The organism is Allobosea sp. RCC_152_1 (genome assembly GCF_041360765.1).
In the GTDB taxonomy this organism is placed as follows: domain Bacteria; phylum Pseudomonadota; class Alphaproteobacteria; order Rhizobiales; family Beijerinckiaceae; genus Allobosea; species Allobosea spartocytisi.
Window position 1 is genome coordinate 151,126 of sequence record NZ_JBFUPU010000009.1, and the last position, 22,358, is coordinate 173,483.

Annotated in this window: 17 protein-coding genes; 13 read left to right on the top strand and 4 right to left on the bottom strand. The window is 67.7% G+C overall.

The annotated features are described in order from the left end of the window. Window positions 1-123 precede the first annotated feature (123 nt). From AB6806_RS24210 to AB6806_RS24250, 9 genes are all read left to right on the top strand, one after another. The gene (locus tag AB6806_RS24210) at window positions 124-1,608 is read left to right on the top strand and encodes an efflux transporter outer membrane subunit (protein ID WP_051988302.1); all 1,485 of its coding nucleotides are present in this window, start codon (window positions 124-126) and stop codon (window positions 1,606-1,608) included. Next, a complete protein-coding gene (locus AB6806_RS24215; protein WP_210245592.1) occupies window positions 1,605-3,068 on the top strand; it encodes an efflux RND transporter periplasmic adaptor subunit in 1,464 nt (487 codons plus the stop codon). Before AB6806_RS24210 ends, AB6806_RS24215 begins: the two co-directional genes overlap by 4 nt. Window positions 3,069-3,081: 13 nt before the next feature. After that, window positions 3,082-6,246: an efflux RND transporter permease subunit gene (locus AB6806_RS24220; protein ID WP_038365703.1), complete on the top strand. Its 3,165-nt coding sequence runs from the start codon at window positions 3,082-3,084 to the stop codon at window positions 6,244-6,246. Beyond that, window positions 6,243-9,392, top strand: coding sequence for an efflux RND transporter permease subunit (locus tag AB6806_RS24225; protein ID WP_142021029.1), 3,150 nt, complete (start codon window positions 6,243-6,245; stop codon window positions 9,390-9,392). The genes AB6806_RS24220 and AB6806_RS24225 overlap by 4 nt, the downstream gene beginning before the upstream one ends. 255 nt (window positions 9,393-9,647) lie before the next feature. Then, the gene (locus AB6806_RS24230; protein ID WP_112762314.1) at window positions 9,648-10,628 is read left to right on the top strand and encodes an ABC transporter substrate-binding protein; all 981 of its coding nucleotides are present in this window, start codon (window positions 9,648-9,650) and stop codon (window positions 10,626-10,628) included. Window positions 10,629-10,660: 32 nt separating this feature from the next. Next, entirely contained in the window at window positions 10,661-11,470 is an 810-nt protein-coding gene (locus AB6806_RS24235; RefSeq protein WP_370955733.1) for an ABC transporter ATP-binding protein, read from the top strand. Window positions 11,471-11,473: 3 nt separating this feature from the next. Beyond that, window positions 11,474-12,220 carry an ABC transporter permease gene (locus tag AB6806_RS24240; protein ID WP_142021031.1) on the top strand — a complete coding sequence of 249 codons (747 nt, stop codon included), beginning with the start codon at window positions 11,474-11,476 and terminating at the stop codon, window positions 12,218-12,220. Window positions 12,221-12,225: 5 nt separating this feature from the next. Then, window positions 12,226-12,957, top strand: coding sequence for an ABC transporter permease (locus tag AB6806_RS24245; protein WP_112762387.1), 732 nt, complete (start codon window positions 12,226-12,228; stop codon window positions 12,955-12,957). 227 nt (window positions 12,958-13,184) lie between these two features. Beyond that, entirely contained in the window at window positions 13,185-13,658 is a 474-nt protein-coding gene (locus tag AB6806_RS24250; RefSeq protein ID WP_142021032.1) for a MarR family winged helix-turn-helix transcriptional regulator, read from the top strand. A gap of 22 nt (window positions 13,659-13,680) precedes the next feature. Here the strand turns inward: AB6806_RS24250 and AB6806_RS24255 are convergent, their stop codons facing one another. The 4 genes from AB6806_RS24255 to AB6806_RS24270 all read right to left on the bottom strand — a co-directional run bounded on the left by AB6806_RS24255 (window position 13,681) and on the right by AB6806_RS24270 (window position 18,462). After that, window positions 13,681-14,391 (bottom strand): ABC transporter ATP-binding protein, encoded by a 711-nt coding sequence (locus AB6806_RS24255; protein ID WP_210245594.1) that lies wholly within the window; start codon window positions 14,389-14,391, stop codon window positions 13,681-13,683. Beyond that, complete coding sequence (locus AB6806_RS24260; protein ID WP_142021034.1) at window positions 14,391-15,188, bottom strand: ABC transporter ATP-binding protein; 798 nt, start codon at window positions 15,186-15,188, stop codon at window positions 14,391-14,393. Before AB6806_RS24260 ends, AB6806_RS24255 begins: the two co-directional genes overlap by 1 nt. After that, entirely contained in the window at window positions 15,185-17,083 is a 1,899-nt protein-coding gene (locus AB6806_RS24265; RefSeq protein WP_051988297.1) for an ABC transporter permease, read from the bottom strand. The genes AB6806_RS24260 and AB6806_RS24265 overlap by 4 nt, the downstream gene beginning before the upstream one ends. A gap of 161 nt (window positions 17,084-17,244) precedes the next feature. Next, the gene (locus tag AB6806_RS24270) at window positions 17,245-18,462 is read right to left on the bottom strand and encodes an ABC transporter substrate-binding protein (protein WP_113252244.1); all 1,218 of its coding nucleotides are present in this window, start codon (window positions 18,460-18,462) and stop codon (window positions 17,245-17,247) included. 353 nt (window positions 18,463-18,815) lie between these two features. Between AB6806_RS24270 and AB6806_RS24275 the strand changes: the two genes are divergently transcribed. Genes AB6806_RS24275 through AB6806_RS24290 form a run of 4 tightly spaced genes read left to right on the top strand, consistent with a single transcriptional unit; the run spans window position 18,816 to window position 22,347 of the window. After that, window positions 18,816-20,300: a 6-hydroxynicotinate reductase gene (locus tag AB6806_RS24275; RefSeq protein WP_142021035.1), complete on the top strand. Its 1,485-nt coding sequence runs from the start codon at window positions 18,816-18,818 to the stop codon at window positions 20,298-20,300. Window positions 20,301-20,304: 4 nt separating this feature from the next. Continuing rightward, entirely contained in the window at window positions 20,305-21,189 is an 885-nt protein-coding gene (locus AB6806_RS24280; protein ID WP_142021036.1) for a UPF0280 family protein, read from the top strand. Next, window positions 21,182-21,766 carry an amino acid synthesis family protein gene (locus AB6806_RS24285; RefSeq protein WP_142021037.1) on the top strand — a complete coding sequence of 195 codons (585 nt, stop codon included), beginning with the start codon at window positions 21,182-21,184 and terminating at the stop codon, window positions 21,764-21,766. Before AB6806_RS24280 ends, AB6806_RS24285 begins: the two co-directional genes overlap by 8 nt. Continuing rightward, on the top strand, window positions 21,763-22,347 hold the full coding sequence (locus AB6806_RS24290; protein WP_112762322.1) for an amino acid synthesis family protein: 585 nt from the start codon (window positions 21,763-21,765) through the stop codon (window positions 22,345-22,347). The genes AB6806_RS24285 and AB6806_RS24290 overlap by 4 nt, the downstream gene beginning before the upstream one ends. Window positions 22,348-22,358 lie beyond the last annotated feature (11 nt).

Below are 22,358 nucleotides of genomic sequence, written 5' to 3' on the forward strand. Positions count from 1 at the left end.
CGCGCAGTCGCAGGCGCGAACATGAAGAGAAATTCACTTTCTCTTGTCGGCCGTTCAAACTAGAAGCAGCGTCTGTTGCGTCGTGTTCCGCGTTCTTTTTGATCGAGGCTGGAGAAGAGCGGAATGGTGCCGGGCTACAGGCGTGATCTTGCGGGACACGCGGTCGGACGTTCCCTCTCCCGCCTCGCCTGCGCCGCTGCCGCCGCCATCGGCCTGGGAGCCTGCCTGCCGGCAGATCAGCGCCCGGAACTGGGCGTCGCCGTCACGCCCGGTTACGCCGCGGGAGAGCGCCGTGCCGCGCCGGCAGTCTCGCCGGACTGGCCGCGCCTGTTCCGGTCGAGCGAGCTGAACAGGCTGGTCGATCGAACGCTCGGGGAGAATTTCGACATCGCCATCGCCATGACGCGAATCAGGCAGGCCGATGCGCAGTCACGCATTTCGGCCGCAGCGCTCTACCCCACGCTGAGCGGCTCGGTCGACGGCTCGCGCAGCCTGCGGCCGGGTACGCTGAGCTCCAAGCGCGGACCGTTCAGCGAGAGCGTCGGCAATCAGTTCAGCCTCGGCCTCTCGGCGAGCTATGAACTCGACTTCTGGGGCAAGAACCGCGCGACCGCCGATGCGGGCCGCTTCGCTGCCGAGGCGACGCGCTTCGACCGCGACGTGGTGGCGCTCACCGCCGTCGCCAGCGTAGCGAGCACCTATTTCCAGGTTCTGGCGGCGCAGGACCGGCTGACCATCGCCCGCGAGAACATCGCGGCCGCTGAGCGGACGCTCGCCGTCATCCGCGCCCGGCTCGCTGTGGGCACCGCCACCCAGCTCGACATCGCCCAGCAGGAGAGCGTCGTCGCGCAGCAGAAGGCCTCGGTGCCCCCGCTGGAACTCTCCCTGCGCCAAGCCAAGGTCACGCTTGCCGTGCTGGTCGGCGAGACGCCGGCCGCCGTCGCGATCAAGGGCGGCAGCCTGAACGCGGTGGCGGTACCCTCCGTGCGCGCCGGCCTGCCCTCGCAGCTGCTGCAGCGCCGGCCGGACATCGCCGAGGCCGAGGCGCGCCTGACCTCGCAGGAAGCGACGCTCCACGCCGCCCGCGCGGCGCTGTTCCCGAGCATCAGCCTGACCGGTCAGGGCGGCCTCGAAAGCGCATTGCTGAAGAACCTGCTGCGCCCCGACGCGGCCTTCGCCTCGGCCGCGGCGGGGCTGGTGCAGCCGATTCTCGATGGCGGCAATCTCAAAGCCAGGGTGGAACTGGAGCGGGGCACGGCCGACGAGCTGATCGCGACCTATCGCAAGACCATCGTCAGCGCCTTCGCCGATGTCGAAAATGCCCTGATCGCCATCCAGGAGAACACCCGCCACGAACGCCTGCAGGCGGACACGGTCGCCTCCGCCCGGCGCGCCTACACCATCACGGAGCAGAGGCTGCGCGAGGGCACCATCGACATCGTGACGCTGCTCAACACCCAGCAGACCCTGTTCCAGGCGCAGGACCAGCTCTCGCAGATCAAGCTCCAGAAGCTGATCTCCTATGTCGACCTGTTCAAGGCGCTGGGCGGCGGCTGGACCGACGCCGACCGCAAGGCCGCCATCGCCGCCACCGAGACCGCGCCATGAAACGGCTTCTGCTCATCCTGCTGCTCGCCGCGGCCGCCTGGGGGTGGCACAGCTACAATGGCGGCTGGCTGCCTTCCAGCGGGGACAGCGAGGCGGCCCAGGGCCAGCGCGGCGGGCGGCGTGGCGCTCGTCTGGGCGGCAACGAAGGCGCCATCCCCGTCATCGCGACCCCTGCCCGCCGTGACGACGTTCCGGTCACCGCCGATGCGGTCGGCACGATCCAGGCCCTGAACACCGTGACCGCCCGCACGCAGGTCGATGGCCGGCTGCTCGAAATCGCCTTCAAGGACGGCCAGGACGTCAAGAAGGGCGACGTGCTGGCGAAGATCGACCCTGCGACCTATCAGGCGCAGTACGACCAGGCCATGGCCAAGAAGGCGCAGGACGAGGCGCAGCTCGCCAATGCCCGCGCCGACCTCGAACGCTACGCCAAGCTCGCCCAGACGGACTACGGCTCGCGCCAGCAGGCCGACACCCAGCGCGCCACGGTGGCGCAGCTCGAGGCGCAGGTTCGCTCCGACCAGGGCGCGATCGACAACGCCAAGGCCATCCTCGACTACACCACGATCCGTGCGCCGATCGACGGCCGCCTCGGCATCCGGCAGGTCGACCAGGGCAATATCGTGCGCGCTTCGGACACGAACGGCCTCGTCGTTATCACCCAGCTCAAGCCGATCGCCATGATCTTCAACCTGCCGCAGCAGCAGCTTCGCGCCGTCAGCGCGGCCGTCGCGCGCGGGCCGGTCGAGGTCGATGCGCTCGACTCCGACGGCACGACGATCATCGACAGGGGCGTCGTCGAGGTCATCGACAACGTCGTCGATCAGACCACCGGCACCATCAAGGTCAAGGCGCGCTTCCCCAACGACCGGCTCCAGCTCTGGCCCGGCCAGTTCGTCAATGTCCGGGTCTTCGTCGACATGCTGAAGAACGTCGTCGTCGCGCCAACTGCCGCGGTCCAGCGCGGGCCGAACGGAGCTTACGTCTTCGTGGTCAACGACGACGAGACGGTCCGCCTCGTCAATGTCACGGTCGGCCAGCAGAATGAGACGACGGCCGTGATCGCCTCGGGCGTCGAGCCACCGGCGAAGCTCGTCACCACCGGCTTCGCACGCCTGACCGACAAGGCCAAGGTCCGCGTCACCACCCCCGAGGACGCTGCCCAGCCGCCGGCCACCGCGCCCGGCCGACGCGGCGTGCGCGAGCCCGGGCAAGGACAGGGGCAGCGCCGGCAAGGCGATCAGGCCGGCGGCAATGCCGCGGGCGCGGGAGCAGGTTCCGCGGCTCCGGCGCCGGACGCGCCGTCCGCACCGGCTACTGCGCCCTCGGCCGACGGTCAGCCGCGGCCGCGGCGGGACGGGGCGGCGCCCGGCGGCACGCGCCGCGAGGGTGGCCGGCCGAACGGCGAGGCTTCCCCCGGCAGCGGATCCGGGGCACAAAGACCGCAAGCGCAGCCATGACGGGGCAGCCGCGATGAGCGTGTCCGCGCCTTTCATCAGCCGGCCCATCGCGACCTCCCTGCTCGGCGTCGCCGTGCTGCTGTGCGGCATCCTCGGCTATCTGCGCCTGCCGGTCTCGGCCCTGCCGCAGGTCGATTTCCCGACGATCCAGATCACCACGCAATTGCCGGGCGCGAACCCTGAGACCATCGCCTCGCTGGTCACCGCCCCGCTGGAGCGCCAGTTCGGGCAGATCCCCTCGCTCTCGACGATGTATTCGCAGAGCTCCTTCGGCCTCAGCCAGATCACGCTGCAATTCGACCTCGACCGCGACATCGACGCCGCCGCGCAGGACGTGCAATCGGCGATCAACGCAGCCGGCTCCACCTTGCCGCGCACCCTGCCCTACCCGCCGACCTATGCGAAGATCAATCCGGCCGACGCGCCGATCATGGTGCTGGCGCTGACTTCGGACACCGTCTCGCTGCGCCAGCTCAGCGATCTTGCGGACACGCTGCTCTCCCCGCGCCTCTCCGAGGTTTCCGGCGTCGGCCATGTCTCGATCGAGGGCGGCGTGCGTCCCGCCATCCGCATCCAGGCCGACCTTGCCAGGCTCGCCTCCTACGGGCTCGGCATGGAGGATCTGCGCACCGCCATCGTCAACGCCAATGTCGCCGGCGCCAAGGGCGCGCTCGACGGCAACCATCAGGCCTACACGATCAGCGCCAACGACCAGATCGGCAGCGCCGCGGCCTATCGCGACATCGTCGTCGCCTATCGCAGCGGCGCCCCGGTCTTCCTGCGCGATGTGGCGGTGGTGCTGGAGGACCTCGAGAACAGCCGCATCGGCGCCTGGTTCCGCGGCAAGACGGCGGTGGTGATCGACGTCATGCGCCAGCCCGGCGCCAACATCGTCGCCACGGTCGCGCAGGTGAAGCAGGAAATTCCGCGCCTGAAGAACGGCATGCCGGCCGGCGTCGATCTGCAGGTGGTCAGCGACCGCACCGAGACGATCCGCGCCTCGATCGCCGACGTGCAGTTCACCCTGGTGCTGGCCTGTGCGCTGGTGGTGCTGGTCGTGCTGCTGTTCCTGCGGACGGTCCGGGGGACGATCATCGCCGGCGTCGCACTGCCGCTGTCGCTGATCGCGACCTTCGCGGTGATGTGGCTTGCCGGCTTCAGCCTCGACAACCTCTCGCTGATGGCGCTGACCATCGGCACCGGCTTCGTGGTCGACGATGCGATCGTGATGATCGAGAACATCGTGCGCAACATGGAGCAGGGCAAGAAGCCGCTGCAGGCCGCCTATGACGGCGCGCGAGAGATCGGCTTCACCGTCATCTCGCTCACCGTCTCGCTCGTCGCGGTCTTCATCCCACTGCTGTTCATGACCGGTCTCGTCGGCCGGATGTTCCGCGAATTCGCCCTGACGCTGACCATCGCGGTGGTGGTCTCGGCAGTGGTCTCGCTGACGCTGACGCCGATGATGTGCGCCCGCCTGCTGCGCCATACCGGGCATGAGCGCGAGAACTGGCTCATGCGCGCGGCCGAATGGCCGGTCTCGGCGATGGCCCGGCTCTACGACGTGACGCTCGGCTGGGCGCTGAAGGCGCGCGGCCTCGTGTTGCTGGCGACCGTCGCGACCCTCGCGCTGACGGTGTGGATGTATATCGTCATTCCCAAGGGCTTCCTGCCGAGCCAGGATACCGGCCAGCTCAGCGTCGTCCTCGAAGCCTCACCCGACGTCTCCTTCAACGAGATGAAGCGGCTGCAGGAGCAGGTGACGCAGACCTTCGAGCGGGACCCCGATGTCACCGGCATCGTCTCCGTGCTCGGCATCGGCCAGGCCAACGCCACGCTGAACACCGCCCGCCTGACCGTGACGCTGCGCCCCAAGGACGAGCGCCGCGACGACGCCGTGACGATCGCCGAACGGCTCCGGGCCGCGGCCGCCGCGATCCCCGGCGCCGTGACCTATGTCCAGCCGGTCCAGGACATCCAGATCACGACACGCGCCAGCCGCTCGCAATATCAGTACACGCTGACCGGCGCCGACCAGGCGCAGGTGATGGAATGGGCACGCAAGCTCTCGGAAGCGCTGCGCCGCGAGCCGCTGGTGCGCAACGTTGCCAACGAGACGCAGGACGGGGGCTTGCGCGCCCATGTCGAGATCGACCGGGCCAAGGCCGGGCGGCTCGGCATCTCCATTCAGGCGGTAAACGACACGCTCTACGACGCCTTCGGCCAGCGTCAGATCGCGACGATCTACGAGCAGTCGAACCAGTACCGCGTGATCCTGGAGGCCGCGCCGCAATATCTGCGCGATCCCTCGTCGCTGACGAAGCTCTACGTCACCGGCAACACCAACACGCAGGGGCAGACCAACAGCGCTGGCAACACCACGGTAACGCAGAACAGCGTGCAGGTGCCGCTTTCCTCCTTCACGCGCCTGATCCGCGAGACGGCGCCGCTCTCGATCGCCCATCAGGAGCAGTTTCCGGCCGCGACCGTCAGCTTCGACCTCGCGGCGGGCGCGGCTTTGGGCGATGCGGTCACGATGATCGCCGCCGTCGAGCGGGAAATCGGCATGCCGACCTCGATCTCGGGCAGCTTCAGCGCCGACGCGGCCGAGTTCAACCGCTCGCTCGCCAACCAGCCCTGGCTGATCCTGGCCGCCATCGTGACGATCTATTTGGTGCTCGGCGTGCTCTACGAGAGCTATGTCCACCCCTTCACGATCCTGACGACCCTGCCCTCGGCCGGCGTCGGCGCCCTGCTCGCGCTGATCGTGACAGGCCGCGAGCTCTCGATCGTGGCGCTGATCGGCATCATCCTGCTGATGGGCATCGTCAAGAAGAACGCGATCATGATGATCGACTTCGCGCTCGATGCCGAACGCAACGAGGGCCTTTCGCCGGAGGACGCCATCGTCAAGGCCTGCCGGCTGCGCTTCCGCCCGATCATGATGACGACGCTCGCGGCTCTTTTCGGCGCCCTGCCCCTGGCGCTGGCGACCGGAACCGGCAGCGAATTGCGCCAGCCACTCGGCATCACCATCATCGGCGGCCTGCTGCTCAGCCAGTTGCTGACGCTCTACACGACGCCGGTGATCTACCTGGCATTGGAACGGCTGCGCCGGCGCCTCGGCGGCGGCCGTGACGGCGTCGTGCCCTATCCGGGGCCGGAGGCGGCCGAATGAGCGTCGCGCCCGAGGAGGACAAGGGCTGGAAGACGGTGCGCGGTCTCTCCGACGCCTTCATCCTGCGTCCGGTCGGCACCGCGCTGATGGCGATCGGCCTCTTCCTCGTCGGCATGGTCGCCTACATGTTCCTGCCGGTGGCGAGCCTGCCGAGCGTCGACTTCCCGACGATCCGCGTCTTCGCCGGCCGCCCCGGCGCCGACCCCGCGACCATGGCCGGCAGCGTTGCCGCGCCGCTGGAGCGGCGGCTCGGCTCGATCCCCGGCGTCACCGAGATCACCTCGACGAGTTCGCTCGGCTCGACCCAGATCGTGCTGCAATTCGACCTGACGCGAAACACCGACAGCGCCGCCCGCGACGTGCAGGCCGCGCTCAACGCCGCCGCGACCGACCTGCCGGGCGACCTGCCGACGCTGCCGCAGTTCCGCAAGGCCAATCCCAACGCCGCGCCGATCCTGATCCTGGCGCTGACCTCGGACACGATGACGCCGAGCGCGATGTACGACGCGGCCGACACCGTCATCGCCCAGCGCATTTCCCAGGTCGAAGGCGTCGGCGAGGTCACGGTCGCCGGTGCCGAGCAGCCGGCGATCCGCGTGCGCCTCGACCCGGCCCAGCTTGCCGCCATGGGCCTGAGCCTCGACACGATCCGCACCGCCATCGTCAACGCCAATACGGTGTCCGCGGTCGGCTCCTTCGACGGGACGCACCAGAGCGAGACGCTCTCCGCCAACAACCAGATCCGGCAGCCGGAGGATTACGGCGACATCGTCGTGCGCTCGGCCAAGGGCACCGTGGTCCGGCTCGCCGATGTCGCGACGGTGGAGCGCGGCGTACGCAACAGCCGCGCCGCCGGCTGGTACAACGGCAAGCCGGCCATCCTCATCACCATGACCAAGCAGGCCGATGCCAACGTCATCGACACGGTCGACCGGGTGAAGGCGCTGCTGCCAGAGATCCAGAAATGGGTGCCCGCCGGCATCCAGTTCTCGATCATGTCGGACCGCACGGTGACGATCCGCGCCTCGATCGCGGATATCCAGCACACGCTGCTGATCTCCATTGCCCTGGTGATGCTGGTCGTCTTCGTGTTCCTGCGGCGCACGACGCTGACCGTCGCTGCCGGCGTCACCGTGCCGCTCTCGATCGCCGGCACCTTCGCGGCGATGTGGCTCGCCGGCTTCACGCTCGACAATCTCTCGCTGATGGCGGTGACGATCTCGGTCGGCTTCGTCGTGGACGACGCCATCGTCATGATCGAGAACATCGAGCGCAACGTCGCCCGCGGCCTGTCGCCCCTGCGCGCCGCCCTGCTTGGCGCCGGCCAGATCGGCTTCACCGTCGTCTCGATCAGCCTGTCGCTGATCGCGGCCTTCATTCCGCTCTTCTTCATGGACGGAGTGGCCGGCCGCTTCTTCCGCGAATTCACCCTGACGCTGACCTTCGCCATCCTGGTCTCGACGGCGGTCTCGCTCAGCGTCACGCCGATGATCTGCGCGCATTTCCTCAAGACCGGGCCGCATGTGCCGAGCCGCTTCGACCGGGCGGTGGAGAGCGTGCTCTCTGCGATGACGCGCTTCTATGCCAGCACGCTCAGGGTCGTGCTGCAGCATAGCTGGTTCATGCTGATCGTGATGATCGCGACGGTCGCGCTGACCGTGCAGATGTTCCGCAGCGCGCCGAAGGGCTATTTCCCTCAGGACGACACCGGCCTGATCATCGGCTTCACCCAGGCCTCGACCGACATCTCCTTCCCGGCGATGGCGCAGCTCCAGCAGCGGGGCGCGGCCGTCGTTGCATCGGATCCCGCGGTGCTCGGCGTCGCCTCCTTCATCGGCGGCGGCAGCGGCTCGGTCAATACCGGGCGCTTCTTCGTCAGCCTGAAGCCGCTGGAGGAGCGCGGCCTGAGCTCGGCGCAGGTGGTCAACCGCCTGCGCGGGCGCCTGGGCTCGATTCCGGGCCTGCGCATCTTCCTGACGCCGATCCAGGACGTCCGCGCCGGCGGGCGGCAGGGCCGCTCGCAATACCAGTTCACGCTCTGGGACCCGAACCTGCCCGAGCTGGAGGAATGGGTGCCCAAGGTGCTGGAGCGCCTGCGCACGCTGCCGGAGATCGTCGACGTCGCGACCGATCGCGAACAGGGCGGTCTGCAGGCCAATGTCGTGATCGACCGCAACAAGGCGTCGCAGCTCGGCGTCGCGATCCAGGACATCGACAACGTCCTGTCCGACGCCTTCAGCCAGCGCCAGATCTCGACGATCTACGGCGCGCGCAACCAGTACCGGGTCGTCCTCGAGGTCGCGCCCTCACGCAGCCGCGATCCGGGCGACATCCTCGATCTCTACGTGCCCGGCCGCAACGGCGCGCAGGTGCCGCTGCGCAGCCTCGTCAAGGTCGAGCGCGGCACGGCGCCGCTGGTCATCAACCATCAGGGCCAGTTCCCGGCGGTGACGATCACCTATGATCTCGCCCCCGGCGTCGGTTTGCAGGAGGCGAGCGATGCCGTGGTCGCCGCGGTCGAGGCGCTGCATATGCCGGCTTCGCTGCGCGCCGAATTCGCCGGCGACGCCAAGGCTTTCACGCAAGGAGCCGGCAGCCAGGGCATGATGATCCTGGTCGCGATCCTCGCCGTCTACATCATCCTCGGCGTGCTCTATGAGAGCCTGATCCACCCGGTGACGATCCTCTCCACCCTGCCCTCCGCGGGCCTGGGCGCGCTGATCGCGCTGCGGATCGCCGGCGCCGATCTCACCATCATCGCCTTCATCGGCATCATCCTGCTGATCGGCATCGTCAAGAAGAACGGCATCATGCTGGTCGATTTCGCGATCAGCGCCGAGCGGCAGCGCGGCGAGACCCCGCGCGAGGCGATCTTCGACGCCTGCCTGGAACGCTTCCGGCCGATCCTGATGACGACGCTCTCGGCCATGCTCGGCGCGGTCCCTCTGATGATCGCGACAGGCCCCGGCGCGGAGCTGCGCCGCCCGCTCGGCATCACCATCGTCGGCGGCCTGATCCTCAGCCAGATCCTGACGCTCTACACGACCCCGATCATCTATCTCTGGATGAGCAAGCTGAGTGCCCGCCGGCGTCCGTCGGAGCAGGGATTGCCGGGAAGCCGCACCGACCAGGTCGAGGCGACCTGATCGACCATCCATCGCCCGGGCCCGTCATGTCGAGCCGGCCGCCGAAACCGGAAGGCTTTCCCGTCTCATGTCGATTTTTTCCTCGCCAGCGCGGCCGCCCAAGGTGGCCCGGCAAGGTGAGCCCAAGCTGGGCCCAAGTCGGCCTCGAATCCTTCGATTGACAAGGCGCCCGATCGGCGTTTTTATTGGCATACAAATGAATTTCAGACCCGCGGAAACGTCAAAAGGCGGCCGCGGATGAGCCGGGAGAGAGCCATGAAATTCGTATCCGACCGGAAGGTGCGGAGTGCCCTGGTCGCCCTGGCGACACTCTTTATTCAGTCCAGTGCGAATTCAGAAGAGATCTCGGTGACGCAATGGGGCGCGAGCCTCTACGGCGCCCCCTATGCGGTCTCCATGGAGAAGGGCCTGTTCAAGCAGGCCGGCATCGACATCACCGGCATTCTCGGCTCCGGCGGGGGCGGCACCACGGTCCGCAACATCCTCGCCAGCGACACGCCCTATGGCGAAGTCGCGGTCTCAGCGGCGCTCGCCGCCAAGGCGCAAGGCCTCGACGTCGTCATCGTCAACACGGGCACGCGCAGCGTGGCCGAGGCCTCGATGGTGACGATGCCCGATTCCGGCATCAGGAGCCTCGAGGATCTGATCGGCAAGAAGGTCGCGATCACTTCGCCGAAATCCGTTTCGGAAATGCTCTTCCTGATGGTCCTTCGCGAGAAGGGCATCGATCCGGGCAAGGTTCAGCGGGTCGCCGCCGGCGGCTATGTCCCGGCCCTGACGATGATGGAACAGGGCGGCGTTGCCGCTTCCGTGCTCATCGAGCCGCTGTCGATCATCCGCAAGGACAAGTATCGCACGGTCTACAAGGCCGGCGAGGTCCTCAAGCCGATGACGACATCGGTGGGGATCACCACACGCAAATTCGCGCAGGAGCAGCCGGCGAAGCTGAGGGCCATCATCGCGGGCCGCAGGGCCGGCGTGCAGGCCGTCTACCAGGACCCTGCGGGCACTGCGAAGATCATCGAAAAGATCTACAAGCTCGACCCGCCGATCGCCAGGGAGGCCGTCGACAACATGATCGGCCCGCATATGTGGAGCGAGGGCGAGTTCAGTGTCGAGGAGCTCAACCGCATGGTCGAGGGCTTGAAGCTGATCGGCGAGGTCAAGAGCGACATCGACTGGTCCACGATCCTGGACAAATCCTACCTGCCGCCCGATCTGCAGGCGAAGTCATGATCGGCGCGGCGGTGAAGGCACGGAGCGACTCTTTGGCGATATCCGAGGTTCCCGCCGCCGTTCACGTCCGGCTCCGCGGCGTCACCCGGGTCTTCGACCTTCCCAAGGGCAAGCTGCATGCGCTCGGCCCCGTGGACCTCGACCTGGGCAGGGGCGAGTTCTTCTCCGTCGTCGGTCCTTCCGGCTGCGGCAAATCCACCTTGCTCGACATTCTCGCGGGATTGAGCCGGCCGCAGGCGGGCGTCGCCGAATTCGAGGGCGCGCCCATCCGGGACGTGCCGGACGGCGTCGGCGTAGTCTTCCAGGAAGATGCCTCCTTCCCCTGGCTCAGCGTTCGCGACAACGTCGCCTTCGGTCTGCGTCGTGCCGGCATCGACCCGGCGGAAATCGCCCGGCGCGTCGATTACGCCGTCGGCTTCATGGGGTTGCGCGACTTCGCCGCCTCATACCCGGCACAGCTGTCCGGCGGCATGCGCCAGCGCGTCTGCATCGCACGGACACTCGTGATGCAGCCCCGGCTGATCCTGCTCGACGAGCCCTTCGGCGCCCTCGACCAGCAGACGCGGCTGCTGATGGGCGACGAATTGCTGCGGCTCTGGCGCGAGACCGGCGCGACGGTGCTGCTCATCACCCACGCGCTGGACGAGGCGGCGATGCTGTCGGATCGGGTCGGCGTGATGTCGACGCGGCCGGGAACCTTCATCGATTTCGTCGAGACCGGCTGGGAGCGGGACCGCGACAGCCGCGTCGTCTCGACCCCGCATTTCGGCGACATCACCGCCCGCCTCTGGGACAAGCTGCGGGTCGAGGCGCTGAAGATCATGTCGTCGGGACAGGCCTGAGCCATGTCGGAGAAGCGCCTGCGGGTCCTGGTCGTCGCTCTGCTGATCGGCGCCGTCGAGCTGATGTGCCGGGTGGGCATCATTCCGCTCGCGGTCATGATCCCGCCGTCGCAGATGGTGGTGGAGCTCGGCCGGATTCTCGCCTCGGGCGAATACGCCTCCGACATCGTGGTGAGCCTGACGAATGTCGTCGTCGCGGCGGTGCTCTCGGTGATCCTCGGCTTCGTCGCGGGGCTGGCGATCCACGCCTGGCCTGGCCTGCGCGACGCGCTCGAGCCGCTGCTGGCGAGCTATTACGCCATCCCGACCTTCGTGTTCTATCCGGTGTTCATCACCCTTTTCGGCGTCGGCTCGGCCTCCATCATCGCCATCGCCGTGCTGCTGGCGATCGTTTCGATGATCACGGCCACCTTGAACGGCATCGACAGGATCCCGCGCGTCCTGCGCAAGACCGCCCGGATCTATCGCATGCCGCGCTGGAAGACGGCGCTGCTCATCGAATTGCCGGCCGCGGCCCCTTACCTCTTCACCGGCGTCAAGCTGTCGGTCGCCTATGCCTTCATCGGCGTGATCGCCTCGGAATTCATCCTGTCGGGCTCGGGGCTCGGCTATGCGATCGCCTATGCCTACAACAACTTCGAGAACCGGCACATGTACGCGCTGATGCTGCTGATCCTCGTGACCGTCACGATCGTCAACACGGCGCTCAACCATGTCGACAAGCGCCTTCAGGCGCGCAGGCAGCGGTGATCGCCATGCCGAGGATCACCGGTACCGCCCTCGTCCTGCTCTTCTGCCTGCTGCTCTGGCAGACGCTCCATCTCCTCGTCGGCGCCTCCTCGCTGGCCTCTCCTTTCCAGACGGTCGTGAAACTGGGCTCGCTGCTGGCGACCGCCGAATTCTGGCAGAACGTCGCGGAGACCATGCGCGCCTTCGCCGCCGCCTTCCTGATCTCGTTGGTCGGCGGCATCGCGCTCGGCATCCTGCTCGGGGTGCGCCGGCTTGCCGGCAACGTCGCCGAGCCCATCCTCGTCAACCTCTATTCCATCCCCAAGGTGGTGCTCTACCCGCTGGTGCTGCTCTGCTTCGGCCTCGGCATCTCGGCCAAGATCGCCTTCGGCGTGATGCACGGGCTGATCCCGATCACCCTGTTCTCGATGAACGCGATCCGGCAGATGAAGCCGGTCTATCGGCGCACCGCGCAGGTGCTGCGGCTGTCCTCTGCGCAATCGGCCTTCACGGTTATCCTGCCCGCGATCCTTCCCGAGGTGATCTCCGGCGTGCGGCTGGGGTTCTCGCTCACGCTGCTGGGCGTGCTGATCGGCGAGATGTTCGCCTCCCAGCGCGGTCTCGGCTTCATGTTGATCAGCGCCATCAACATCGGCCAGATCGACACGATCATGGCGGTGGCGCTGCTGCTGACCATCGTCGCGGTGACGTGCAACAGCCTGCTCCTCCTGCTCAACCGGAGAATGGGCTATCGCTAACGCATATGTCGGTCAGGCTGGTTCAACCTGACCGGGTCCGGCCCCGGAACCGGACGCCTTCCGCGGACACTCCCGTCTCGATGCCGCGTGCGGCGCCAATGGATCGAGACAGGCCAAGGTCGAATGTCCAACAAGGCGGAATCGGGCTATCGATTCACGGTCGAGGTCGTGGCGCGGAGGCCACCGCCGGAAATGTGATACGCAAGAGTTTTTGGGAGGCAGCCCCGATGTCGACGCGGAAGCGTTCAGCCGTGGCGGAAAACGCGTCGCTTCAGTCGAAAGAAAACGCGAAATATGTCCTCGACGAGCAGGTCGGCTTTCTCATGCGGAAGGCGCAGCAGCGCCATATCGCAATCTTCCAGCAGACGATCGGGCCCGGAGGCCCGACCCCGACCCAGTTCGCCGCGTTGAGCAGGCTCGCCGCGAGCAAGGAGATCTCCCAGAACCAGCTCGGTCGCCTGACCGCGATGGACCCCGCCACGATCAAGGGTGTGATCACCCGGCTGGCCGAGCGCGGCCTGGTCGAGCGCCTGCCCGACCCCAACGACCAGCGGCGCGTTCTGATCCGGCTGAGCGACCAGGGACGCGCGCTCATGCCGGAGCTTTTCGCCCGGGCAGCGGCGATCACGGCCGCGACCTTGCAGCCCCTGACAGAGAAGGAAGCGCAGCAACTCTCGCTGCTACTGGCGAAGCTCTGCTGACGCTGTAAATCCGGACGGCCGCTCAGACCGACAGGTACTGCGCCCGGATCGCCTCATCCGCCTTGAGCTCGGCCATGGTGCCGGTGAAACGGATGATGCCCTTCTCGATGATCGCGGCGCGATCCGCGACATTGCCGGCGAAATGCAGGTTCTGCTCGGAGAGCAGGATGCTCAGCCCCTCCCCCTTCAGCGCCAGGATGGTCTTCGCCATCTCCTCGACGATGAGCGGGGCCAGCCCCTCCGAGGGTTCGTCCAGCAGCACGAGCCGCGGATTGCCCATCAGCGTGCGCGCGATGGTCAGCATCTGCTGCTCGCCGCCCGACATCGCCCCGCCCGGCCGGTCGCGCATCCGCCCGAGATTCGGAAAGAGCGCGAAGAGCCGCTCGGGCGTCCAGTGCGGCACGCCCTCGCGCGGCGGGCGCTGGCCGACGGAGAGGTTTTCCATCACCGAAAGCTCGGAGAAGATGCGCCGCTCCTCCGGCACGTAGCCGATGCCGATGCGCGCGATCTCGAAGGGCTCGCGACCCTCGATGCGCTGGCCGTCGAAGCGGATCTCGCCGCGCGCCGGGGGCACCAGCCCCATCACCGCCTTCATCGTCGTCGACTTGCCGGCGCCGTTGCGCCCCATCAGGGCCAGCACCTCGCCCCGGCCCATGCCGAAGCCAACGCCCTGCAGGATATGGGCGCGCCCGTAATAGGCGTCGAGCCCGGAGATTTCGAGAAGGGCGCTCATCAATGGCCTCCCGAGGTGGCGCCGGAGCCGAGATAGACCGCCCGCACCTGCGGGTCCTGGCGCACCGCCTCGGCGGTGCCGTCGGCGATCAGCCGGCCGCGATCGAGCACGATCACCCGGTCGGAATGGGCGAAGACGACGTCCATGTCGTGCTCGGTGAACAGCACGGCGATCTGCTTCTGCGCCGCTATCCGCGCCGTCAGCGCCATCAGCTCGACGCGCTCGCGCGGGGCCATCCCGGCGGTCGGCTCGTCCATCAGCAGGAGCTTCGGCCGGTTGGCGAGCGCGACGGCAAGCTCGACGCGCTTCAGGTCGCCGTAAGCGAGCACGCCGCAGGCCCGCTCCGCCTGCTCGCGCATGCCGACCTGTGCGAGCAGGGCGTCCGCCGCAGCGACATGGCGCGTCCGGGCGGGCCGGAACGGATTCCAGACGCCATCCTCCTGCGAGATCAGCGCCATCTGCACGTTCTCGCGCACGGTCATCGAGGTGAAGGTCGCGGTGATCTGGAAGGTGCGGCCCACACCCAGGCGCCAGACCCGGCGGGGCTTGAGCCCCGTGATCGCCTGCCCGGCGAGGATGACCTCGCCGCGATCCGGCTTGAGCTGGCCGCCCAGCATGTTGAAGCAGGTGGTCTTGCCGGCGCCGTTCGGGCCGATCAGCGCGACCATGCGGCCAGCCTCGACCGAGAAGGAGACGCCTTGCACCGCATGGACGCCGCCGAAGGATTTCGCGAGATCGCGCGCGACCAGCACGGCCTCGTCGGCGACTGCCGCCCGGGGAGAAACGACGGCGCTCATGGCGCGCCCTCCGTCGCGAGCCGGGTTACGACGGCACCGTCCTTGTCGCTTCGATCGCGCCGCTCGCGCAGGGCGAGGAAGCCGCCGACGAGTCCGCGCGGGAAGAGCACGACGAGGAGCACGATCGAAAGCCCCAGCGTGAAGCGCCAGTACATCGTCATCTTCATCAGCTGTTCGCTGAGCCCTGCATAGGCGAAGGCGCCGACGATCGGACCCGACACGGTCTGCACGCCGCCGAGCAGCACCATCAGCAGCGCGTCGACCGAACGCGGGATCGCCATATAGGTCGGGAAGACAGAGCCCTTGAAGAAGGCGAAGAGCGCTCCCGCGATGCCGGCCGCGAAGGCGGCGATGGTGAAGGCGACCCATTGCACGCGCATGGTGTCGATGCCGATCGCTTCGGTCCTGAGCGGGTTGTCGCGCGCGGCGCGGAGCGCATAGCCCAGCGGCGAGAACACCATGACCCTGAGCAGGACCACGCAGGCCGCGCAGATAGCGAGCGCGAGATAGTAGAACGCCGTCTTCGACACTGCCCAATGCGACGGCCAGACGCCGAGGATGCCGTTGTCGCCGCCGGTGAGCTCGACCCATTGGAAGGCCGTCGCCCAGGCGATCTGCGCAAAGGCGAGCGTCAGCATGGCGAGATAGACGCCGGACAGCCTGACACAGAACCAGCCGAACACCACGCCCGCGATGCCGGCCAGGAAGGGCGCGAAGATCAGCGCCGGCTCCATCGGCGCGCCCAGCCATTTCACGGCGAGCGCAGCGCCATAGGCGCCGAGGCCGAAATAGGCGGCGTGGCCGAAAGAGGCCATGCCGCCCGGCCCCATCATGAAATGCAGCGAGGCGGCAAACAGCGCAAAGATCACGAGCTCCGTCAGCGTCAGCAGCAGGTAGTCCGGCGTCACCAGCGGCGCGGCGGCAAGCAGGATGAGCGCGACGAGGCCGGCGAGCTTGGCCGCCCGGTCGGCCGGCCGCAGCAGCGGCTCGGCCGTCGCCGTCCCGCGCGCGGCGCCGACGGGGCGCCTGCCCATCAGGCCGTAGGGCTTGACCACCAGCACCACGGCCATGACCAGGAAGACGAGCACGAGCGTGATCTTCGGGAAGATCAGGATGCCGAAAGCGTGCAGGATACCGATCAGCACCGCCGCGAGATAGGCCCCGGTCACGCTGCCGAGCCCGCCGACGACCACGACCACGAAGGCCTCCGAGATCATCGACAGGTCCATATGCAAGGTTGCCGCCTCGCGCGGGAGCTGCAGCGCCCCGCCCAGCCCGGCGAGGCCGGCCCCGAAGGCGAAGACCGAGGTGAAGAGCAGGCGCTGGTTGACGCCGAGCGCCGCGACCATCTCGCGATCCTGCGTCGCCGCTCGCACCAATGTGCCCCAGCGCGTCTTCTGGAACAGAAACCAGAGCAGCGCGAGCACCAGCGGGCCGATTGCGATCAGCAGGAGTTCATAGGTGGGGAAGCGGTTGTCGAACAGGATGACGAAGCTCTTGAAGCCGGGCGCGCGGGGCCCGAGCTTGTCTTCTGCGCCCCAGGTGGCCAGCGCGATGTCCTGGATCATCAGCACCACGCCGAAGGTGGCGAGAAGCTGGAACAGCTCCGGCGCCTGATAGATCCGCCTGAGGATCGCGACCTCGATCACCACGCCGATGATGGCGACGAGCAGTGCCGCCAGCCCGACACCACCCCAGAAACCAAGCCCGCTCGTCGGACCCAGCCAGGTGACCAGCGTCCAGCCGATATAGGCGCCCAGCATGTAGAGCGAGCCATGAGCGAAGTTCACGATCCGGGTGACGCCGAAGATGATCGACAGCCCGGAGGCGACGAGGAACAGCGAGGAGGCCGAAGCCAGCCCGTTCAATGTCTGCGTGAGAATGAGGTCGAACATTCTGCCGATGTCCAGGTCAAAGCTCTGCCGTCATCCCGGACGACCGCAGGTCGATCCGGGATCCATTGTAGAGCACAGCCCCCTCCGATGGATCCCGGATCAGCGCCGCTTCGCGGCTTGTCCGGGATGACGGAGGTTCATATGCCGGAAACGCGATGAACTCAGCCTGCCGGCCGCATCGTCTTCACGACGTCGTCCGATGGCAGGTACTTGGCGCCGTCGGCATAGCGCCAGTCGACCATCACGCCCTTGCCGTCCTTGAGGGCGGTCTTGCCGACGAAGGCGCCGAGCGTCGACTGATGGTCGACGGCGCGATATTCGGCCGAACCGAAGGCGGAGGGGAATTTCAGCCCCTCCATCGCGTCGATCAGCTTCTCGTTGTCGGTGGTGCCGGCCTTGGCCAGGGCCGCCGCGATCGAGTTCATCGTGTCGAAGCCGACCACCGAGCCCAGGCGCGGATAGTCGTTGTACTTGGCCTTGTAGGCGTCGCGGAACTTGACGTGTTCCGGCGTCGCCAGATCGGCATGGGGATAGCCGGTGACGATCCAGCCCGTCGGCGTCTCCGCCCCGAGCGGGTCGAGATATTCAGGCTCGCCGGTCAGCATCGAGACGACGTCGCGCCCCTCGAACAGGCCGCGCGTATTGCCCTGGCGCACGAGATTGGTCAGGTCGACGGCGAAGGTGACGTTGAAGATCGCCTCGGGCTTGGAGGCCTCGAGCGCCTGCACGGTCGCGCCGGCATCGATGCGGCCAAGCGCCGGATATTGCTCGGCCACGAACTCGACATCGGGCCTGGCCTTCTTCAGCAGTTCCTTGAACCACTTGATGCTCGACTGGCCATATTCGTAGTTCGGCGCGACCAGCGCCCATTTCCGCGCCTTGAGCTTGGCCGCTTCCTCGACCAGCATCGCCGCCTGCATATAGGTCGAGGGTCGCAAGCGGAAGGTGTAGCGGTTGCCCTTCGCCCAGACCAGCGCATCCGACAGCGGCTCGGAAGCCGCATAGAGGCGCTTGTTCTGCAGCGCGAAATCGGTGAGCGCGAGGCCGACATTCGAGAGGAAGCCGCCCGAAAGCAGATCGACCTTCTCGGCGTTGATCAGGTCGCCGGCGTGGCGCACGGCATCCTCCGGCTTGCCGGCATCGTCGCGGAAGATCGTCTCGATCTTGCGGCCAAGCACGCCGCCGCCGGCGTTGACCTGCTCTAGCGCCAGCTCCCAGCCCTGGCGGTAGGGCTTCAGGAAGGCGGGCTGGGCGGTATAGCTGTTGATCTCGCCGATCTTGATCGAGCCGGCGCCTTGCGCCCGGACCAGCGACGGAGCGGCGAGCACGGCAGCCCCTCCGGAAGCGGCTGCCAGAAAACGCCTGCGATCCATTGTCATGCCAATCTCCCCCGTTCGCGATCCGGCTGCCGGGACTCGGCGTTGTCGCCGAGGGTCAGCCGTTCGTCATTAGCCGTTGCGCCGTTCCGTTCCAAGTTTTATGGTTTTAATGTTTGTATACCTACGAAGTTGATGAGTTCGAAGCAGCGTGTCAACTCGGTTTCGCGGCTTGTGAAGGCAGGGCGTGATTAAAATCGCCGCATTATTGCCGCGCCCGGTATTTCGCGCGCTTTGAGCGGCGAAAGCCCCGCTCTTCCCGCGCAGCGATCGTGTTGACGGGCGCGGGCTTGCAGGGCTAAATTGTTTGCATACAAATAATGTAGCGGCGCGTTTCCGGCGCCAGGGGTGCGAGCATGAGCTCCGACGCGACGACATTGGCCGTTGACGACAAGATTCGCTGCGATGCCTGCCCGGTGATGTGCTTCATCAAACCCGGAGCGGTCGGCGCCTGCGATCGCTACGGCAATGTCGACGGCACGTTGGTGCGGGTCGATCCGCATGTCGTGCTCGACCGCAGGATCGGCCAGGGCGGCGACGTCGTGTCTTTCGCGGGCGAGCGCGAATGGAGCGGCGACATCCTCAACCCGCAGGGCACCTTCGTCACCGCCATCGGCGCTGGCACGACCTATCCCGACTACAAGCCGGCGCCCTTCATCGTCTCTTCCGAGGTCGACGGCGTCGATATGGTCACGGTCGTGACCGAGGGAATCTTCAGCTATTGCGGCGTGAAGATCAAAATCGACACCGACCGCTTCCTCGGCCCGGAAACCGCGACGGTGCGGGTCGAGGGCGAGGCCGTCGGCCATGTCACGACGGGCGAGTACGGCTCGCAGATGCTCTCGCTCGGCGGCGTGCACCACCTCACCGGCGGCTCCAAGAAGGAGGGCCGCGTCACCTGCGACACGCTGCTGTCGCTCTGCAACGGCAAGCCGGTGGAGATGGCGATCGACGGCGGCGAGACGGTCGTCGTCCAGGCCGGCAAGGCCCCGATCGTCAACGGCGTGGCCGAGAGCCGGATGCGGGTCGGCTGCGGCTCGGCCACCATCGGCATCTTCGCCAAGCAATGGCATGGCAAGGTCGACGAGGTCGTCGTCGTCGACGACCACATCACGGGCGTGCTCTCCGAGCATCAGGCCGGCAAGCTGCTGGGCATGGAGCCGACCGGGATCAAGCTCAAGGGGCGGCGCTCGACGCCCGGCCGCTATTTCCAGGTCGCCGAACCGGGCACCGGCTGGGGCGGCACCAATATCAGCGACCCGCTCGCCATCCTCGGCCCCTTCGATCCGAAGACCGCCCGTCCGGGCCTGCGCCTGCTGATGGTCTCGACCACGGGCGAGCACGCCGCCTATTACGAGCTGGACGACAATCTGCGGCCGGTCGAGATGGACATCCCGGTGCCGCTGCGCGAGCCGGTCGAGCGCATCGCGGAGAATTGCGAACCCGCCTTGTCGACCGTGCTGTTCATCGGCGGCGCCGGCGGCTCGCTGCGGGCGGGCGTGACCGAGAACCCGGTCCGGCTGACGCGCTCGGTCAAGGATTCGCTGACCTATGTCACCTGCGGCGGCGCGCCGGTCTATATCTGGCCGGGCGGCGGCATTACTTTCATGGTGGATGTCACGCGCCTGCCCGAGAATGCCTTCGGCTATGTGCCAACACCGGCGCTGGTCGCACCGCTGGAGTTCACGATGAAGCTTTCGGACTATCGCGAGCTCGGCGGCCATATGGACCATGTCCAGCCGCTGAGCGAGCTCAAGCGCGGCGGGCGCCTCCAGCTGCCGCAGCACCAGGACAATCCCTGGCCGTTCGCACCGCATTCCACGCGGCACTCGCACGGGTAGCGCGATGTTCGAGCGGCCCTCAGCGCGCTTCCTGCCGGACGGCAAGCGCCTGCTGCTCCAGCAGGGGCCGATCGATCTGGTCATTCAGGCGGAGGGCAGCGCCGACGCCGTGCGGATGGCCCATGAGGCCGCTCTGCATCGTTTCGATGGGCTTCTGGCGGAACTCTGCGGCGAGCTCACTCTGCTGCGCATGCCCGTGACGGAGGCAAGCCCCACGCCGGAGGGCGTGGTCGCGCAGCGCATGCACGCGGCCGTGGCTCCGTTCGCCGGAGCCGGCTTCATCACGCCGATGGCCGCCGTGGCCGGGTCCGTCGCCGAGGAGATTCTCGGCGCCATGCTCGCGGCCGCGCCGCTGACTCGCACCTTCGTCAACAATGGCGGCGACATCGCGCTGCATCTGGCGCAAGGCGAGCATTTCCGCATCGGTCTCGTCGACCGGCCCGACCGGCCGAACCTGTTCGGAACCACGACGATCTCGGCCGCCGACGGCATCGGCGGCGTCGCGACCAGCGGTTATCCCGGCCGCAGCTTCTCGCGCGGCATCGCCGAAGCGGTGACGGTGCTGGCGCCCACCGCCGCCATGGCCGATGCGGCGGCGACCGTCATCGCCAATGCCGTCGATCTTCCGGGCCATCCGGCCGTCGTCCGGGTTCCGGCCGACACGATCCAGTCGGACAGCGACCTCGGCGACATTCCCGTGACGCGCCATGTCGGCCGGCTCACCGAAGCGGAGATCGCGGAAGCGCTCGCCGCCGGGCTGGACCAGGCCGCCGGATTGCAGGCGCGCCGGCTCATCCGCTCCTGCGCCATCCATCTCCAGGGCAGGACCCGCACGCTCGCTTTGCCCACCTTGGCCGATATCACCCGGAGGAAACTGGCCCATGCCTGAGATCGCCATTCGCAAGCTCGCCGTTGTCGTCGAGACGATCTTCCATGAGGGCGGCCCTGCCCCGGCCACGCCGCTGCGACGCGGCGCGGCGCTCGCCGTCATCGCCAACCCCTTCGCCGGGCGTTACGTCGCGGATATCCAGGGTTTCATGGATGATCTCAAGCCGTTCGGCCTCTCGCTGGCGAAGCAGCTTCTCGAAGCGCTCGGCGGCGATCCGAAGGCGATCGAGGGTTACGGCAAGGGCGCCATCGTCGGCGCGGCCGGCGAGCTGGAGCACGGCGCGCTCTGGCACGTGCCGGGCGGCTATGCGATGCGCGAGATCCTCGGCGACGCCAAGGCGATCGTCGCCTCGACCAAGAAGGTCGGCGGGCCCGGCACGCGCCTCGACATCCCCGTCACCCATATCAATGCTTCCTATGTCCGCAGCCATTTCGACGCCTTCGAGGTCGGGCTGACCGACGCGCCGAAGGCGGATGAAATGCTGCTCGCGCTGGTGATGACGACGGGCGCGCGCATCCATGCCCGCGTCGGCGGCCTGAAAGCTTCCGAGATCAAGGGGGAGGACGGCCTGCGATGAGCGCCAGAATCCGCAAGCTCGTCACCATCCTCGACGAGACCCGCTCGGAGATGGGCCGCCCGGTGGAACCGGCCGTGCGCCGGGCCGCCGCCGTCGCGGTGATCGCCAACCCCTTCGCCGGACGCTACGAGGCGGACCTCGCGCCGCTGATCGAGATCGGCGAGGAATTGGGCGATTTGCTCGGCCGCCATGCGCTGGCGGCGCTCGGCATTCCGGGCGAGCAGGTCGAAGGCTACGGCAAGGCCGCCGCCGTCGGCGAGGATGGCGAGCTGGAGCACGCCGCCGCGATCCTGCATCCCAAGCTCGGCGCGCCGCTGCGCAAGCTCCTCGGCAAGGCCCCTGCCCTGATCCCGTCCAGCAAGAAGCGCGGCTCGCTCGGCGTGGTGCTGGACGTGCCGCTCGGCCACAAGGCGGCGGCCTATGTCCGCAGCCATTTCGACGGCATGGAGGTGCGCATTCCCGACGCGCCGCGCGCCAACGAGATCATGGTCGCGATCGTGCTGACCAGCGCCGGGCGCCCGCTCCCGCGCGTCGGCGGCCTGAAGACCGACGAGATCAAGGGCGAGGACGGGCTGCGCTGAGGCGGTACACC